An 18011-nucleotide genomic window follows, 5' to 3' on the forward strand; every position below is an offset into this window, starting at 1 on the left:
AGCAAGAGGGTAACCCGCGTTGCGAGGTTACATATTTGCTTTAATCAGTAATCAACTTAAAATCAGTTGATTAAAAAGTTTTAAAAAAATACGGATATGGATTTTGATGGGGTTTTTAGAGTAAAAATGCGTTCAGCCCAATAAAACCAATAGATTTTTAGAGTAAAAATGGATAAAGGATATGAAAAAGAGCAATTTACAACCATCAGTTTTAAATGTTCGACGGCAAAAAAATTTAGGTCTTTCACTAAAAAAATGGGAGCATCCAATTCGATGACTTTGTTATTGATGATAGAATTTTTTGAAAGTAATGGCATCTCCCCAAAGGAATCCATCGGACCACAAATGCAAACGCTAGAAAGCCTCATCAAAAAAAGGATCAATGGCGTGATTGCCATCATGAAAGATATTGAGAAAAACCAAACTAAGCCTACGGTTGCCATGATGCAATCCTTATTTCAAGAAGCAGAACCAAAAAAGAAACTACTGCTTTTGGAAAAAGAACACAAAAAAGAAAAGAAACCACGCTTTAAGGCGAAATAACAAGAGCCATTCTATGGTCAAAATTTAAGATTATGTACATCAGCATTTCAGCCCAAACATTAGGCAACAATTTTTCACAAAGTGTTGGGGACTTTGTGCAGTATTTGGAAAAGGAAAATGAGGGTGTAATAATCGAAGAACAAGAACATTTTTTTAATCAGTATGGCGATGAGTATTCCGCTAAAGAGGTCATAAAGGATATTGACAATAACACCGCAAAACTCAAAAAGCATGAGCCTAAGTTTTATAGCATTACCGTAAGTCCGAGCCAACGGGAATTAAAACAATTACAGAACAGTAGCAATGATTTAAAGCATTACACCCGTGAATTGATGAAAGACTATGTCACCGCTTTTAATCGTGAAATCAATGGCAAACCTATTACCATTAGCGATATTAAATATTATGCCAAAATAGAACATACAAGATCCTTTAAAGGCACTGATACACAGGTCAAAGAAAACCAACCGTATGCCACCCAAATTTTAAAGCTAAAACAAGACATAAGAAAAATAGAGAGTGGCACACTAGAAGGTAATATCAAAAAGAACAGGCAAACAATAAAGAAACTGGAGCGCACAGCACCCCATCAGCAAAACGGAAAACGCATTGTCCAGGGCATGCAAAAAGATGGTAATCAAAGCCATATCCACATTATTGTCAGTCGCAAGGATGCTTCTAATTCTGTAAGCTTATCTCCAGGAAGCAAATATAAAGCCTCTGATGTGGCTATTAACGGCAAGCTCGTTAAACGAGGTTTTGATAGGGACAGCTTTTTTGCCAAAGCAGAACAAACTTTTGATAGAACCTTTGCCTACAAACGTAATTATGCGGAATCCTATCAAGCCAGAAAGGGGTTTATTAAAAACCCTAAACTCTACTTTTCAAGCTTATTGGGATTACCGACCCATGAACGTGCCATTGCCTTTAAAATACTTGGTAAAGCTGGAGTTCCGCTAGCCTGTATTCCAACAAACCAAGTGCAGCTCGCCTTAAAAACCATCAAAACATTAAAACATGGCATTGATATCGCCATAAAATCAGGATCCATCGGAATCTAAAAAAATTAATAAATCATATAAAACATATCAATTATGCTACCATTAAATCTTACAACTATCCTAAGCATCCTAATCGGGTCATCAATCCTCTTCTATATTCTATATAGGCTCTCCAGATATGCGTTTATTTTTAACCTACTGCTCCTATTAAGTTTTTTTGCAATACTGTTATTGATTGATAAAAGTGTCCTTGATATTAGCAAAGCAGTATTAGCCATTGGATGCCCTTTACTTTTTATTAATGTTGTGATGTATGTATTTCTTCATAACAAAGAGGGTTCTATTAATGCCAAAAAGATGTACAAAGTACATTTCAAACTAAAGCATGGGAAGCTTTTTATTCAAAATATTAAACGTGGCGCATCCATTATTGGTTCGGCAGGAAGTGGTAAAACAGAAAGTGTGGTTTATAATTTCATGCAACATTTCAGTAGGTATGGCTTTTCTGGCGTCATTCATGACTATAAGGATTTTGAGATTACAGAAATGGCATATCCACTTTTTAAAGCACGGAACATTCCTTTTTATATTGTTTCCTTTGATACCATATACGATCGGGTAAATCCCATTGCACCCAAGTATATGGAGAATGAGGAAAGTGTCAATGAAGTCTCCAGAGTGCTTATGGAGAACTTATTGGAACAAAAAGAGTCAGGAACAAATAGTTCCAGTAAGTTTTTTACCGATGCTGCTGAGGGGTTGATTGGAGGTTTGATATGGAAACTCAAAACGGCCTATCCAGAATATTGTACCCTACCACATTTGATTGCCATCTATCAATATTTGGATACCGATAGTCTCATCGCTTTTTTAGAAAGCAATAAAACGTCCAGAGCTATGGCTAGTGCTTTTATTAGTGGCAAGGATTCAGACCGGCAGACCGCAGGGGTTAAAAGCACTCTGGCCAATGCCTTAAAAAAGATATGCACCAAGCATATTTTTATGGTATTATCTGCTGATGATGTGCCACTGGCAATTAACCATTCAGAGACTCTTGGCGTGATTTCAGTGGTGAACAATCCGAAATTTGAAACCGCCTATGCACCATTAATAGCGACCATTGTGCATACCATTACCAAACAGATGAGCGTGCGACACCGAAAACCTTCTTTTCTACTCATGGAAGAAGCATCGACCATTCGGCTCTTGAACATGCAACGTATTCCTGCTACCTTGCGAAGCTATAACATTGCGACCATTTATGTGATGCAGGATAAAGTGCAAAATGATATCATGTATGGAGATAAAGTTAGTAGAGCAATATTAAGTAATCTATCTTATCAATTTTTTGGAAAAGTGAATGATCCAGACACCGCAAAATACTATGAGCGCTTTTTTGAACTTATTAAAATGAAAACGACCAGCATCAATAAAGGACATAATCTGAATTTTGATACTAGAGTCACCAAAGGGGAAAAGGAAGTCTCAAAAGTAAGAGCTGATATTTTCTTTAAACTAAAATCTGGAGAATTTATAAGTTTTGCTGATGGCAATGACAAAAGGGTGCAATTCAAACTACAAGGCATTAAAAAGAAACTACCAAAAGCAAAAAAATATTCAAAGAAAGACCTTAAAAGGAATTTTAAACGGATTCATCGAGAGGCACAGTCGCTATTTATTAATTAGCTAGAAAAAATTAATTTAGTAGTAATATTATTAATTTTCCAATTGAACAAAAGGAGAGAAAAAAATGTCAATGAGGCAATAGAGTGTTTTTTATATGAGGAACTAGCTAGTATATATTAAGTTAGCTGATTAAAAACATCAGAAAGGGCAATTTAAATTAAAAATAGCCCTAAATAAAAAGCAAAACTCGCTAAAATTTATTAAGAAAATGATTTATGTCTATTTAAAGGATACGGCAATTATTAAGACCTTATTTAAAAAATAGATGTAAGTTCATTACCGTAATTATTTTATAACATTTATGTTATTTTGAAATCTAATTTTTTTTGGAAAACCAACAATCTATTCTTAAAACAGAAGTCCAGATAATTGATTCTTAATGGAATATTAAATAATAGATATGCTTATTAAATATTTTTATTTATTTTTGATTAAACATGGTTTGGTGTTAATTATATCAAAATACATCTTGGCATAACGATTCCCGATTTCTTGTTGTGAAGCTGTATCGTAATGCATATTATCACCTATATCTACACCAAAATCTTTAGTATGAACACAACGGTAGTTGTCAATAGCATTATTTGCATTTAGAAGGATTTTATTAATACTTTTGTATTGAGGATAATCTTGTGAAATATTTTCCATGAAAGCACCAATTGTGGCTGAAATAAATGGTAAATTAGGTAGACTTAAATCTAGTCTAATATTTTCTACAATTTTTTTGAGTTTAGCTTCATACATTTTGTAGCGATTGCCTTTTGAATCAGATTCTCCCTGAAGCCAAAGCGCAGCAATTACATTTACTTTTATGTTTTTTGGAAAATCTACTAAAGCTTTTGTAGTGCGTCTAAGGGCCTCCTTATATAAATCTGCTCCTGGCATCCAGAGGTCTATCCAAGACCCTCCTTTCGCACAAGGAATTAGTGCTATTAAGGCTGTACTATCTTTTTCTAGTAATGCTTCTGCAAAATCTAATCCCGGTCCAACACCTGCATTACTACTTCCATCAATTAAATCAGGTATGCCATTTGTGTGCAATGGGTGTATAGCTGGATACCATTTATCATTTGTCATATTCATTGAAATTATTTGCGGATTTTCAATTTGCTTTTCAGGTATCTTACCTCGCCCTTTCATATTAGATTGGCCCATTAGTAAAACTATGCTTACATGTGAGACATTAGAAGGTAAGTAATTATTACAGTTTTGAGACATAATATCGTTTGAAAACAATATACAAATAAGATAAATTTGAAACTTGTTTTTAGTAATGATGTTATTTATGAATATAAATTTCATGATTTATAGTTAGTTATAATAATTTTAATTTTGTTTCTTCATTTAAGAATATTTATAATTAACTAAGTTGTATTCTTAATTTTCAATTTTTGTGGCATCACCCCATTCGTCAGTTCTAAATGATGACACTGGTAAAAGGTTTGTTCCAAAAAGGGTTCCCATTACCCAATTACGCCAAGCATATCTTACAGCTACAGGATTAAGCACCTTGTCACTAATAACAAATACGTCCTTGCCATTTTTTATTTTTGCCTTAGCTTGATAAAACACTTTATCTTCTCCAGCTATTTCAAAACCACTTAAATTTTCACAGGAGTACAAACCCATTTCCGCATTTTTAAACTTCAAAAGGATACCCCCATTTTCTTCCTCCAGTGAATTATAAACGGGAGAATTACAATCTATAGTTTCATAACCATAGGTTTTATTAAGAGCATTAAACAATAACCTGTCAGCTACTTGTTTCTTTTTGGGAGGATGAATGGAATATTTGTCACCAATATCCATGGTTATGGTAATCCCTGAGTTTGGAATTAAATCTAAACATTGCAATTGCGTTTCGCGGATAAAAGCACTATTGTCAACTGTTTGAAAGGCATTATTATTCCCATATGGAAAGGGCGCAATTTGTACGTAATAAAACGGGAAATCTCCAATTCCCCAACGCGATCGCCAATCTTTTACCATCGCTGGGAAAAGTTTTTTGTAATTCTCAGGCTCTTTACGGTTAGCTTCACCTTGATACCATAATACGCCTTTTATTGAATAGGGAATTAAAGGGTATATCATGGCATTAAACAATACTGTAGGAATTTTCTGTGTTTGTTTTGTAATATTTTCATTGTCAAGGTTAACAGGTTGAAGAGAACTCAATACCTCATTGCTTATCCATGCCTGGACTGAACTTGCGCCCCAAGATGAATGTATCATCCCCACAGGACAATCTAAAATTTCCTGAAGTTGCTGACCAAAGAAATAAGCAACTGCACTAAAGTTTGAAACAATTTTTGGAGAGGCCTGCTGCCAGCCTGTATACTTTTCAACATCTTTTAATGGCGTTTTTGAACCAACATTATCAACAGTAAAAAAGCGTAGATTTGAATTATTAGAACATGCAGTCGCCATGACTGAACCAAATATTGGTTGCCCATTATTGCCTTTTATAGGCATATGCATATTAGATTGGCCAGAACATAACCACACCTCTCCAAATAAGATATTTTCTAATGTAATATTTGAAGTTTCATCATTTATTGTAATGGTTTGGGGTTCTTTACTGTTGGTTGTTTTCACAGCAACACGCCAGTTACCATCTTTGCCTGCTTGAATACTAATGGGCTTACTTAACCAAGAAGTATTAATAGCAATTTTCTCATCGACATCAGCCCAACCCCAAAGCATAATAGTTGTATTGCGCTGTAAAACCATATTGGAGGAAACAATAGATGGAAGTTTAACCTCTGCATTGATTGTTTGTACAAAAAGTATTATAAACACTGTTATTAATGAAATAAATGGTATCCTTCTAATTTTACATATGTGACTTTTAGAAGTTATATAAGTATTCATCAGAACTACAAGTGCAAATATTATTACAAGTTTGGTTTTCGCTATCATACGTGTTTTATTTTTATAATTAAATAATATAAATTTTTATTTTCCTTCTTTAGCCCATTTCTTCATAACCGCAATGTTTTGTTTTAGCATTTCTACATCTTCCATTTTCTTGCTTCTTATTAAATCATTCCTTCTCCATTAGCCACAACTTTGACTGTAATCTTCCTAGGGGGACATTATAAAATTGTATTTGAGGAGTTGATCTTTTTTTTCTGCTATTTCTGACTACAATGTTGTCTTTTTATAAAGAGGTTCTGGTTTTTTTACTAAATTATTTACTAATATTTGTGTATTTTTTTACATAATTTTCACATTCTACTCTTAATTCATCAAGAATCGATTTGTATTCTGGATTATTAGCCAAATTAATTAATTCATCAGGATCTGTTATTAAATCATGCAAATACTCATATGGAGGATTTTGCTCAAAATAAACCGCATATTTATAGCGTTCATTTCTTACACCTTCCCATTTCGGAATTATTTTATCAGGATATAAATGTTCACAAAAAAAACTTGTTCTCCAGTTTGTCACGGTATCCTTTTCTAAAAATTGTTTTAAACTTATACCCTGGTAAGATTTAGGAACAGTAACTCCAGCATATTCTAAAAAAGTAGATGGTAAATCTAAATTCAACACCATATTATCCACTACTTTTCCTCGTTTTTCTTTAGTTACCCTTGGATCAAAAATTATCATTGGTATTCTTAATGATTGTTCATAATGAGACCATTTTCCAGCAAAACCTCTATCACCCATATAATAGCCATTATCAGCAGCATAAACAATAATAGTATTATCTGCTAAACCTAATTTTTCTAATTCTTTGGTTATCCGACCAATAGTATAATCTATACCACTTATTAATCTATAATAAGCTTTCATATTAGTTTGATATTTTTCAGGTGTATCCCATCTCCAGAAATAACGAATTCTATTTAATGATTCTTTCATAAATTTTGGATGTGCATTGTAAATAGTACTATCGTTTAATCTTGGTTCTGGTATTCGTATATCTTCATACATACCATCTACTTCTTTAATCCAAGGATAATGACCAAAACCGGGTCTTAAATCGCTATCTTCTGCGTGTGCAGCATTAAAACTTACAGATAAACAAAAAGGTTGTGTTTTGTCTTGTTGGTTTAAAAACTCAATAGCATAATCACCATCTAATTCTGTTTCATGTTTATTACTTCCGTCAGGCATTTCATTCCAATATCGCTTTGTTGGTTTAAAGTAATCAAACCAATTTTGAGGCTCTTTCTTACCCATAATACTAAAACCAAATTTTCCAATAAACCCAGTTTTGTACCCTTCTTTTTTTAATAGTTTTGGGTAAACTTCCTTTGAAAGTAAAGTGTCTAGGGGGATTTGCATATTACTAACACCATTACTCCTAGATGTCATACCTGTCAGGATAGTTGCTCTACTAGCCATACATATTGAAGTTGTAACAAAAGCATTAGAGAAACGGACACCTTCCTCTGCTAGTTTATCTATATTAGGGGATTTAATAATTTCATGACCATAACATCCCAGTGCATCATTTCTTTGATCGTCAACAAGGATAAAAATGATATTTGGCTTTTTAGCTATTAGTTTTTCTTCTTTATTTATGCATGAGGTTAAAGTAAAACTTAATATTATAAAAGTTATACATAATTTTATTTTTTCCATCTTAATAATTATTAATATTTATTTGTGAATAGTTTAATTTAGTTTAAATGGGTTTTTTGCCATTTTAAACTCATCAAAATCATTAATTCCATTGTTGTTAGAATCTTTATCTAATTTATTCTCAATATTGTCACCATCTGCATCTCCAGGAATTTCTAAAACGTCCGCAAGACCATCATAATCACTATCCCAAAGAAACCATCCCTTTTGAAAAATATTGTGAGAATTATTTGTTATTTCTGTATTTGAAAATTGAAAAATACTGTTATCAGGTTTAATTTCAACATAACTAAATTTGTTACGGCTTAAAAACACCCCATTTGAATTTTTTATATTTAATGCAGAGACACCATTTGGAAGGTTGAAAATGCTATTTTTTATTATTAATTGAGGGCTGCCCAATTGGTTATATTCTTTTGAAGGACATTCTATAAATATACCTGCTTTAGTTAAATTAACAAATGCGGCATTGTCAACTATTAGGCGTTGTGTTGGAGGTCCTTCAATTCCACTTGTTGATAATGCCATATTTATTCCTTGGCCATTATCGAGAATAGCACAATTTTTAATTGTTGTGGGTTGATGTGTTAATATAGCTCGTTGCAATTGCGTTCCAAACTGACAATTTTGGATAACTGCTTCAGTATCGGATTGAAGATATAGGATATGACCTACCTTGATATCAGGAACGACTTGATTTAAAGTAACCCATCCACTTTTGTGATCAATGTATTCAAAAGTTAGGATTTTGGCTGTAGCTAGTTCCTTCTTGTTTATTGGGTCATAAACCATGACTCTTTTTCCAATACCTAGATTCGTGTTATCACGAGTGTCCATATGCCGAATTTTAATTTTTTGGGATGAAACTATTTTTTCTATTTCATCCCCAGATATCTTGATATGGATGCCATCATCTAAAGTCCCTTCTATGTAACAATTTTCAATAAGGGGTTGAATTTCATTCCCTTTAATGTGAATCCCATCACTACAACTTGCAATTGTGCGTCCAGGTTTACGAGTTATAATAAGTCTTCGAACCACCAAATTGGTACAACTTCTTGCATTTAATGTCATTTTAGGCGAGGCATAGGAAATAATATTTTCTACAGTAATATTATTAGAATGATTTACTTGTATGTTGGCATAATTACTAATATAATTTTCGCCAAACTCAGAAGACTTTTGGCTTGAACTATAAACCCGGTCCATTTCTGGTAGCCATACTTTCATTGCAAAATAATCACCAACCTTAGCTTCATATTGGCGATGCATACGGTAATTAACAGCATACCTGCAACCTTCAATATTTTTGATACTAGAGATTCTGGAATGCCCTTGATAAAATTTTAGGCTTTCACCATTTAACGTTGCGCAATCTGAAACTCTACCATCAACATAGTATTCTTCATTTCTAACATATGGCTGAGGATAACCATCATCTACTTTAAATTCTAGATAACCTTTTGAATTATTGATTTTTGTTATTCTGCCTTGTGTAAAGGGCAACGGTGAGTAATCGATTTGAAAGTTTCTTAGCGTGATGTCTTTCGACCTATATAGTTCAAATGCCCTACGATTAGGATTAATTAGTAATAAAGCATTATTACCCTCGATTATTAAATCATCGGCACGATCAAGAAACATAGTTCCTGCAAGATGGTTTTCTTCTTTACCCAGATAGTATATTTTATTTTTTTCAAAAATAATTTTAGCAGGAACATTGATTGAAGATACCATTTTAAAAAGTTTTCTAAGCGCAGGACCGTCATCAGTTTTACCATCTCCAATAGCGCCATAATCACTTACATTTAGTATTAATCGGTCATTTTTGTCTGCTTTTTTTAGTTGACCAAATGAGCAAAAACTCAAAGTTATTAATACAAAAAAAATTAATATTCCCTTATTCATTCTAATCGTTTTTATGTACTCCTGTTTTCTGTGATGTTCATAATTATTGGGTATTAAATCTGATAATTTTTTTTCCAACTTTAATTAGTATTAAGTTAAATACTCATATTCATCTAGCAGTAATTTTATACTCACCTCCTTTAATCTGATATAAAGTATAATTGCCATCTTTTTCATTTGATGTAACTTTTTTGTTGCCAATTTGTACTTCTTTGTTTTTATTAGGTATATAAATTACGGCTTCACTACCATAAGGGACTATTACTTCCATGTCTATCCTACCATTAATCTTAGCCACTTTAACTCCTACTTTACCCGCAACAGTTTCATTATACGCTTCTGCATATTCAAGACCACCTAATTGAGGTTTAATTCTAAATTTTGTCCATGCTGGCTCAATGGGTTCTAAACCACATACATATTGAGAAAGAATTGTTAAACCACCGCCACTCCATGCGTGGTTGGTGGAACCACCACCAAAGCCATCTTTACCAATACCCCAGCCTTCAAAAAGAGTCGTATGGTTATTGTCGTCCACCATAGGTTGAAAACGTTTTTTCAATCGCTCCAATCCGTATTCTGATTCCCCCATGAGGAACAAAGCCTCACATACATATTTTTCCATGTAAGGGCTGGCATACTCTTGTGTTTGTAACACTTTATATATGGCTTTAAACTTATCAGCATCTGCCAATCCCGCAACCACAGCCAATGCTTGACCACGATCGTCTATATCATCTTGGTAGTGGTACGAACGGTATTGGTCTCCTTTCCAAAAGGTATCGTTAAAAGCTTTTTTGAAATTGACCATAAGATCTGCTGCCCATTTGGCTTCTTCATCTTCTCCCAAAAGCTCCGACATGTTTTTGTAACCTTTTAATGCCAGATAAAACCACTCATTCATCAATAAATCTTTATCAACATTGGTGCCCCAGTCTCCCCAATACCAGACTTTGCTATTATTACTCGTCAATCTTTTTACCAACACACCGTTTTCATCTAATTGCCATACATCCAAATAACGTTTTACTCCATCGTATACCTTGGCAATAGTTTCTTTATCTCCCGTATTCCAATAGTAGTTCCAGAAGCCATAGTAACCGACGCTAGCCAGCATTTGTCCGGGTAGCTCTCTTTCCCAATTCCCGGCGGGTATAGGTGAAAAAATAGTTCCGTCTTCCCGTTGCCAGTTGATGAGCTCCAATATTCCTTTCTGCGTTAAAAATCTACTTTTGGGGTCGAGTGCATAAAACGCTTCGCCACTTTCGTTTACCATATCGCCCCACCATTGTGAACGTTCTCTGTCTGGACAATCCATATAGGTATCACGCATTGTTACATAAAGGGTACGCTCTGCCTTTTTCCATAGCCTGTTAAAAAAATCATCACTACTTTTAAAACTTCCCGTAAACTCAGTATTGTAACCTGTTTCCCTATATTTTAGATCTAAAACCTTAACACCTTTTGGTATAACATAATAAACCTTCTGTCCATTCATCCAGCCTAGATTTTCATATTCTTGTATCCCATTTTTTGTGATATATTCTCCACGTACATTAAGTGGACCTCCACCTTCATAATGGTCAGTAAGTAAGGTTATCTCTTCTCCTTCCTTAGCTTCAATTTTAAAGAATGGAGTGATTTGAGCATTGTATGGAAGACGACCTACAATAGTATCTCCCTTACTTATAAATGGGAATTCAAAATTATTTTCATACCGCTTCATCCCAAAATCTTTCCATTGAGGAATTGGACGCTTTACCAGCCTGTTCCATGGTTTTGACTCAGGTGCTCCTTCTAGTTTTGCAGCACGAAATCCTACCAAATTGGTATTTGGTTCTATCCAATTGAAATTTCCTTTCCTAGCATCAAAAAGTATATTCGATTCAGGTAGACGAAAATTGGGTAGAGGCAATCCTGTATTGGAGAAACCCGGATCTAAAAGAGCCTGCCATGTATTATCACTATAGAGACTAATATCTGGACAGTCAAATGCCAATGCTGCCAAACCACTGCTATTATGCGAAAAACCATCTTTTCCAAAATACCATAACAAAATCGCAATGGTATTTTTTCCTTTTTTTAAATAAGGTGCCATATCAACTTTATCATAATACGTATCATTAGGATTTGGCCCCCGTTTTAATTGACCTTCAAAAACAACTAACTCCCCATTTATCCACAACCAGTATTTTGAATCGCAGGCTATTTTAGCAATAACTTGATCTGGTACAGATTCTAGTACAATATCTTTCCTAAAGTTTATCCATGTATTAGTAGCATTTTGATTTTCCCAACAGGTAATTCTCTCAGCTTGCCAGTTTTCATTTTGGGCAAAAGCTGTCATACTCAGGTAGCTGATTAAAAGGATGATGGTTAATTTTTTCATTTTTTAGTTTATAAATATTGAATTATATTTCATGCAATGCTTAATGCCATAGTTTTATATTGGACTTGTTATTTTTTTGCTAAATTTTTATGACAAAGCTATAAAAGATGGTTGTTTATAGTTTTAAAGAATTGACTAAAAAGCAGGGGCAAAATGACTTAAATCCAACATTTTCGGATAAAAATTATTTGATTAAACGCTTTTACACCAGTATTGATGTGTCACTGCTATTACCAACCTATCAAATAGCCTGTTACCAAAATATCGGCGATTGAGTTTATAGCAAAACTCGTCAAGATAATTTTGCAAATATTTGCCGTCAATTTTGTGGTAAATCCCCAAGAGCGTTCTTTTTGCATTGCTTATTGCAATATGAACCCATTTTAAGGTAGTCTTGGTTGTTTCCTTATCCGATTTTACGCTTACGTACATTTCGACATAATCCGAAATATTCACATAGCTTGTGCTCTTGTCACTGAAAACTATGCACTTATCATCAAGATTGCCCGATACAACCTCGTTGACTCTTCTTTTTTATGTGTCTGCAATACTTTCATTTTAAAATAACGGCAATGGCTATCTTTTTTTCCAGTTTCCAGGTCTTCAAGTTTTGTTGACTCCGCCATAACGGCAACGTTGGACTGTCTTTGACTGCCCCTGCCACGTTTAAGTTTTTTTCTATCCTTTTCTTTTGTCGCCTTCTCGAAATATCCCTCGTCGAATTCAATCATCCCCTCCAGACCGTAAGTATCATCACGCTTTCCCATTGCAGAGCGAATTTTGTGCATCAAGGACCACACCGTATTATAGCGGGAATGCCCAAGCTGACGCTGTAACTCGACCTCAGAGATCCCTTTTTTGGTGAAGGTCATAAAAGCCATCGCAAGATACCAGGTTCGCACGGGCAAGTTTGAATTCTCCATAACAGTGCCACTGCGCAGGGAGGTTCTGAAACTACAGTCGGCACACTGCCAAGCCCATTTTGCCTTGAGCCAATAATGTTTTTTTCCTTTACATTTTTTACATATAACACCTTCTCGCTCACGGGCACTTCTCATATCTTCGCGACAGGAGTTTTCATCTGGAAATTGATTAATAAATTCTAAAATATTCATACATTTATCTTTTACTTAAAGATAATAAATATTAATTACTGGTGCAATTCCGACTAATCAATAAAAATTATTTAATTAACGGTAAGATATTCTATTTAAAATATTTAAAAATTTACTGTAAGAAAATAATTATTCAAATTCTTTAATAAATTGACTAGGTGTTTTATTGAACTGTTTTTTAAATTCTTTACTAAAGTAGTTTACATCTGAAAAGCCAATTTCATATGCGACTTGAGCAACATTTAAGTTTGTTGTTTTAAATAACTTTGCCGCTTGTTTAAACTTAATGGTTCTTACAAATTGATTAGGACTCATGTCTGTTATACCCTTAATTTTATTATAGCAAACCGTTTTACTGATGCCTAAATAATCATACAAATCTTGAAGAATAAAATTAGGCTCAGATAATTTTTGGATTATAAAATCATGTATAGATTCAATAAGTTCCTGATCTTCCTTGTTTTTTGCAAAAGTTCTCGATTCAAAATTTAAATCTTCACTAAATTTTTGTTTGAGTACAATTCTTTGTTTTAATAAATTATTAATTCTTGAAATTAATAATTCATATTCAAATGGTTTTGTTAAATATGCATCAGCACCAACATCATATCCTTCGATTTTATCCTCAGATGCAGCCTTTGCAGTAAGCATGATTATTGGTATATGAGATGTTTCAAAAGAGTTTTTTAGTTTTTTTGTAAGCTCTGAGCCATTCATTTCTGGCATTAATAAATCTGTGATAATTATATCTGGAGTAAAATTTTTAAGACTTTCAAGGGCCTCAACTCCATTTCTTGCAGTTTTTATATTGTAGTAGTCCATCAGTTTTTGACTCAAAAGTGCTAAAAGTTCGTGGTTGTCCTCAACCAATAAAATATTGTTCTCAAATTCTTTGTCCAAAATGTCTGGAATTAGAATTGTATTAATATTTTGTAATTGAGAAGATAATACCCCTACCTCCCATGAACTTTTATTTGATGTTTCAAATTCTCTATAGGCCTGCTTTTTACCTGGGATTATAACTGTAATTGTAGTTCCCTGCCCTAATTTGCTATCGACTTTAATTTCTCCTTTATGAAGTGATACAAATTCTTGTACTATCGATAATCCAATACCATAACCTTTGGCAAAAAAGCTTCTGGTAAGGTCTTCTTCTTTGTAAAACCTATTAAAAATTTTATCATTTTGCTCAAAATTAAATCCTTTTCCAGAATCTTTTACAGTTATCATAATACTTGAAAAATCTGCGTTCAAATCTACTGTTATATATCCGTTAGGAGGAGTAAATTTGAAAGCGTTAGTTAACAAATTCGTAACCACTTTTTCCAGTTTCTCTTGGTCAAACCAATAATTTACTTTGGCATTTTTTATATTTGTACTAAATTTTATATCTTTTTGTTGTGAGACATAGTTGAAATTATTCGTTATTTTATTAAAAAATTTTATTATGTCTGTTTTTGTTACTTCTAATTGAATATTCTTAGTCTGTAATTTCCTAAAATCAAGGATTTCATTTACCAATTTCAAAAGATTATAGGAATTTTGATGTGCAATATTTATTAACTTTTCACCTCTAGTATTTTCTAATATCTTACCATTAATTATTTCTCTAATAGGATTAATAATTAATGTCAAAGGCGTTCTTAATTCGTGAGATATGTTAGTAAAAAATTTCAACTTAAAATCAGTTATACTTTTTTCTAATTTTAAGGAATTTTGAAGCCTAACAATTTTTCTAATTATCGTAAAAATTAAATAAGATATCGATATAAGAAATACGACGTAGAAAAAATAGGCTAAACTGCTTCTCCATATTGAAGGAGCAATGTTAATTTTTAATTTCTTAACACTACCTTCGATATCTTTTAATCTTATATTTAAGTCATAATTTCCCGAAGGTATATTGGTATATGTTACAAGGTTATTGGTATTATTTAACCAATTCTTATCAAAACCTTCAAGCTTGTATTCAATATTTTTTGAGGTATTTAATTGATAATCGTCTGTGGAAAATGTAATACTAAAATTATTTTCATTGTACTTTAAATTTATTTTTTCAATGGAATTAATGTCTTCAGTTAAAATACCTTTTTGATCTACTTCTTTTAATTGATTAGAAACGTGTAATGCTGTCAATAGGATGTTGGGGACTGAATTTGAATCCTTTTTTAAATTTTTAGGGTTTAAATAGACAATGCCTTTTGTGGTTCCAAAATATAGAATTCCATTGTCATTAAATGATTTGCTTTCAGTAAATTCATTTGAAGGTAACCCATCTTCGTAGGTGAAATTATTAAATTTATCAGAATTGTAATTAAATTTAGTTAAACCATTTTTGGTACTTATCCAAAGGCTAGCATTATCATCTTCAATAATTGAGCAAACCATATTATTAGACAATCCATCATTTATGCTGTAGTTTATGAAATTGTTAGATTTTTGTTGATATAAATATAGACCTCCACCATTAGTACCTATCCAAACTCTATTACTTTTATCTTGAAACAAACACCCAATATCATTATAATTTAAAGAATTTGGATTGTGAATATTCTTGTAATAAGCCACTACATTTTTTGGTAATAAATCATTTTTATTCACTCTAAAACTACAAAGACCATTTAAACCACCAAACCATATATTGTTTTCATTATCTACAAGTAAGCATCTTCCAAAATTAATAGAGAACGGAAGATGATTTTTAAGATACTTATTATAATCTAAAAAGTTTAGTTCATCGCTATTTTCTTCAAGTAAAAATAGGCCATTACCATACGAAGCTAACCAAATTCGTCCATTTCTATCCTCTACCATGTCGTATATTTCGTTGCAATCAAAAAAATACTTACTGCTATTGTTGAATAAATGAATCATGTTAGCCTGAGACAAGTTGTCTCTATATTTTTTTAGATTTAACATATACAATCCATTACCCTTTGTTCCTATCCACATACGGCCTTTTGAATCCTCTAAAAATGAAGTTATTAGAACCTCTGAGAAATCGGCTTTTAATTTGTTTTTAAAACTAAATTTGAAATTTTTATCCTTATCATAAACATAAATTTGTCCTAAAGTAGAACCAAACCACTTATTTCCATAAGAGTCATTATAAATGGCGTCAAACTTATTAGTCAATGGATGTTCTATCTCTTCTACTGGTGTAATATTTTGTATAGGTTTAGGGCGTATATTTGTTTTTGATATCCCATATTGAGTCCCAATCCAAATATTGGCATTTTTGTCCTCGAAAATACTTAGTATTCCATTAGCCACAAGGCTTTTTGAATTATTATGAATATTCTTAATTTGAGAAATTTGATTGGTTTTGTAGTCAAAATAAACGAGACCTTGCTTTTTTGTACCAATCCAAATATTGCCATAACTGTCTGATTCAAATGAACTGATAAAATTCTGCTTAGTTAAACCATCGTGTTTAAAAGAAAGTGGGTAAAATTGGAGTTCTTGAATGGATAAATCGAGTTTAAATAGACCTTCATGGTTTTGAGATTCAAACCAGGCAAATTTGTTTTTTTCAACATATATATTACTGACCTCTCCAAATGATTTATTCTGAAATGTGTTTTTTTGGGTAACCAATTGTCCAAACTCATTTACAACTACTATTCCCTCACTTAATGTAGTAAGTATTATAAAGTCATTGCAGTTTTTTATTGAGGTAATATCACTAAGATTAATACCTTCAATTTCATTAAAAGTGGAATGCTCATTAGTTTGTAAGTTATATTTAATTAACCCGTACTCTTCAGAGGACAGATATGAATAGTCACCTCTTATAAGATGTTTTACATCTATATTGTTTTTTGATTTGTTAGCTATAAGATATTCAAACTTGCCTTCATTGTTTTTGGGATTTATTTTTAAATTTAATAACCCATAATTTGAGTTCAAGTAAATATTGTTTCTATTTTTTGCAAAAACACTTGATATTCTAAAGTCTTTATCTAAAATTTCACTATCAAACAAATATTTGCCTAAAAGATTTTGACCATGTTCCATATCTAATAGAAAAACCCCAAAATTTTTATATATTAAAACAGCTATTTTTTCATCTACAAAAATCAAATGATTATTCAAACTTGGATAATCAATTCCAAGTTCGGAAGAAAGATTTTTTAATGTGTGTTTTTTCTTGTTATAAACTAAATGGCTTCCATCAAAAATATCAAGCCATAAATTTCCAAAATTATCTTCTAAAATTTTATTTATTCTATTGTTATATGTTTTTACATGTTTTTCATTGGCAATTACGTTAATCAATTCTTTACCATCAAAACGATTTAAGCCACTCATTGTACCAATCCAAATAAAACCTTCTTTATCTTGAATTATGTCTATTGCTTGATTATCAGACAATCCTTCATTTATGGTAATACTTTGAAAACTACTATGGAATTGAGCATATAACGATGTTGAAAATATACTAAAACATAAAAGTATTATGTGACGAAGTCCTAACATTGGTGATATTTAATTAAACTAAATAAATGCATTTTTTTAAAAGCTTCTAACTAACACCAGTTGACTGGAGCAAAAAGGATTTTCTTACTAAATTATTTTAAGAATTTCTGCAAGTAAATAATCAGAAAAATCAATTCTTAAAATTTAAACTGTCTTGATAAATATTACATTAAGCCAAAATTACATTATTACAATAAATAAAAAATAATTAAGGTGAAAAATCACTTCATCATAGAAGTAATTATCTGTTTACCATGTAAAATAAGTCAAATTTTCATCTTTAATAGAAA

General features: G+C 32.2%; 10 protein-coding genes and 1 pseudogene. 4 read left to right on the plus strand and 7 right to left on the minus strand.

Annotated features, from left to right (window positions below; translation table 11 throughout):
- Positions 1-168 precede the first annotated feature (168 nt).
- The 3 genes from P8K68_RS06895 to P8K68_RS06905 are packed head-to-tail and all read left to right on the plus strand — an operon-like array spanning position 169 to position 3230.
- Positions 169-543: a BfmA/BtgA family mobilization protein gene (locus tag P8K68_RS06895; protein WP_300248960.1), complete on the plus strand. Its 375-nt coding sequence runs from the start codon at positions 169-171 to the stop codon at positions 541-543.
- Between the two features lie 32 nt (positions 544-575).
- Positions 576-1604 carry a MobB family relaxase gene (mobB, locus tag P8K68_RS06900; RefSeq protein ID WP_300248961.1) on the plus strand — a complete coding sequence of 343 codons (1029 nt, stop codon included), beginning with the start codon at positions 576-578 and terminating at the stop codon, positions 1602-1604.
- Positions 1605-1637: 33 nt separating this feature from the next.
- Positions 1638-3230 carry a type IV secretory system conjugative DNA transfer family protein gene (locus P8K68_RS06905; RefSeq protein WP_300248962.1) on the plus strand — a complete coding sequence of 531 codons (1593 nt, stop codon included), beginning with the start codon at positions 1638-1640 and terminating at the stop codon, positions 3228-3230.
- 417 nt (positions 3231-3647) lie between these two features.
- On the opposite strand, the gene P8K68_RS06910 is transcribed toward P8K68_RS06905, so the two are convergent.
- The 5 genes from P8K68_RS06910 to P8K68_RS06930 form a co-directional block, all read right to left on the minus strand.
- Positions 3648-4532, minus strand: a complete 885-nt coding sequence (locus P8K68_RS06910) for a sialate O-acetylesterase (protein WP_300248963.1) — start codon at positions 4530-4532, stop codon at positions 3648-3650.
- Positions 4533-4607: 75 nt separating this feature from the next.
- Positions 4608-6029, minus strand: coding sequence for a sialate O-acetylesterase (locus P8K68_RS06915; RefSeq protein WP_300248964.1), 1422 nt, complete (start codon positions 6027-6029; stop codon positions 4608-4610).
- Between the two features lie 391 nt (positions 6030-6420).
- A complete protein-coding gene (locus P8K68_RS06920; protein WP_300248965.1) occupies positions 6421-7830 on the minus strand; it encodes a sulfatase in 1410 nt (469 codons plus the stop codon).
- 33 nt (positions 7831-7863) lie between these two features.
- Complete coding sequence (locus P8K68_RS06925; RefSeq protein WP_300248966.1) at positions 7864-9738, minus strand: hypothetical protein; 1875 nt, start codon at positions 9736-9738, stop codon at positions 7864-7866.
- 109 nt (positions 9739-9847) lie between these two features.
- Positions 9848-12127: an alpha-L-rhamnosidase C-terminal domain-containing protein gene (locus tag P8K68_RS06930; RefSeq protein ID WP_300248967.1), complete on the minus strand. Its 2280-nt coding sequence runs from the start codon at positions 12125-12127 to the stop codon at positions 9848-9850.
- A gap of 107 nt (positions 12128-12234) precedes the next feature.
- On the opposite strand from P8K68_RS06930, the gene P8K68_RS06935 reads away from it, so the two are divergent.
- Positions 12235-12402, plus strand: coding sequence for a hypothetical protein (locus P8K68_RS06935; protein WP_300248981.1), 168 nt, complete (start codon positions 12235-12237; stop codon positions 12400-12402).
- On the opposite strand, the pseudogene P8K68_RS06940 reads toward P8K68_RS06935, so the two are convergent.
- Both P8K68_RS06940 and P8K68_RS06945 read right to left on the minus strand, forming a co-directional pair.
- Positions 12320-13242: pseudogene (locus P8K68_RS06940) on the minus strand (IS1595 family transposase). The gene P8K68_RS06935 and the pseudogene P8K68_RS06940 overlap by 83 nt on opposite strands.
- A gap of 129 nt (positions 13243-13371) precedes the next feature.
- Positions 13372-17721: a hybrid sensor histidine kinase/response regulator transcription factor gene (locus P8K68_RS06945; protein WP_300248968.1), complete on the minus strand. Its 4350-nt coding sequence runs from the start codon at positions 17719-17721 to the stop codon at positions 13372-13374.
- Positions 17722-18011: the final 290 nt, after the last annotated feature.

Source organism: Algibacter sp. (assembly GCF_029245835.1).
Classification (GTDB): Bacteria; Bacteroidota; Bacteroidia; order Flavobacteriales; family Flavobacteriaceae; genus Algibacter_B.

Bases quoted from the DNA above. Each gene is read 5' to 3' on its own strand.
- P8K68_RS06895 (WP_300248960.1), top strand. From the start codon at position 169: ATGGATAAAGGATATGAAAAAGAGCAATTTACAACCATCAGTTTTAAA.
- mobB (WP_300248961.1), top strand. From the start codon at position 576: ATGTACATCAGCATTTCAGCCCAAACATTAGGCAACAATTTTTCACAA.
- P8K68_RS06905 (WP_300248962.1), top strand. From the start codon at position 1,638: ATGCTACCATTAAATCTTACAACTATCCTAAGCATCCTAATCGGGTCA.
- P8K68_RS06910 (WP_300248963.1), bottom strand. From the start codon at position 4,532: ATGAAATTTATATTCATAAATAACATCATTACTAAAAACAAGTTTCAA.
- P8K68_RS06920 (WP_300248965.1), bottom strand. From the start codon at position 7,830: ATGGAAAAAATAAAATTATGTATAACTTTTATAATATTAAGTTTTACT.
- P8K68_RS06925 (WP_300248966.1), bottom strand. From the start codon at position 9,738: ATGAATAAGGGAATATTAATTTTTTTTGTATTAATAACTTTGAGTTTT.
- P8K68_RS06930 (WP_300248967.1), bottom strand. From the start codon at position 12,127: ATGAAAAAATTAACCATCATCCTTTTAATCAGCTACCTGAGTATGACA.
- P8K68_RS06935 (WP_300248981.1), top strand. From the start codon at position 12,235: ATGGTTGTTTATAGTTTTAAAGAATTGACTAAAAAGCAGGGGCAAAAT.
- P8K68_RS06945 (WP_300248968.1), bottom strand. From the start codon at position 17,721: ATGTTAGGACTTCGTCACATAATACTTTTATGTTTTAGTATATTTTCA.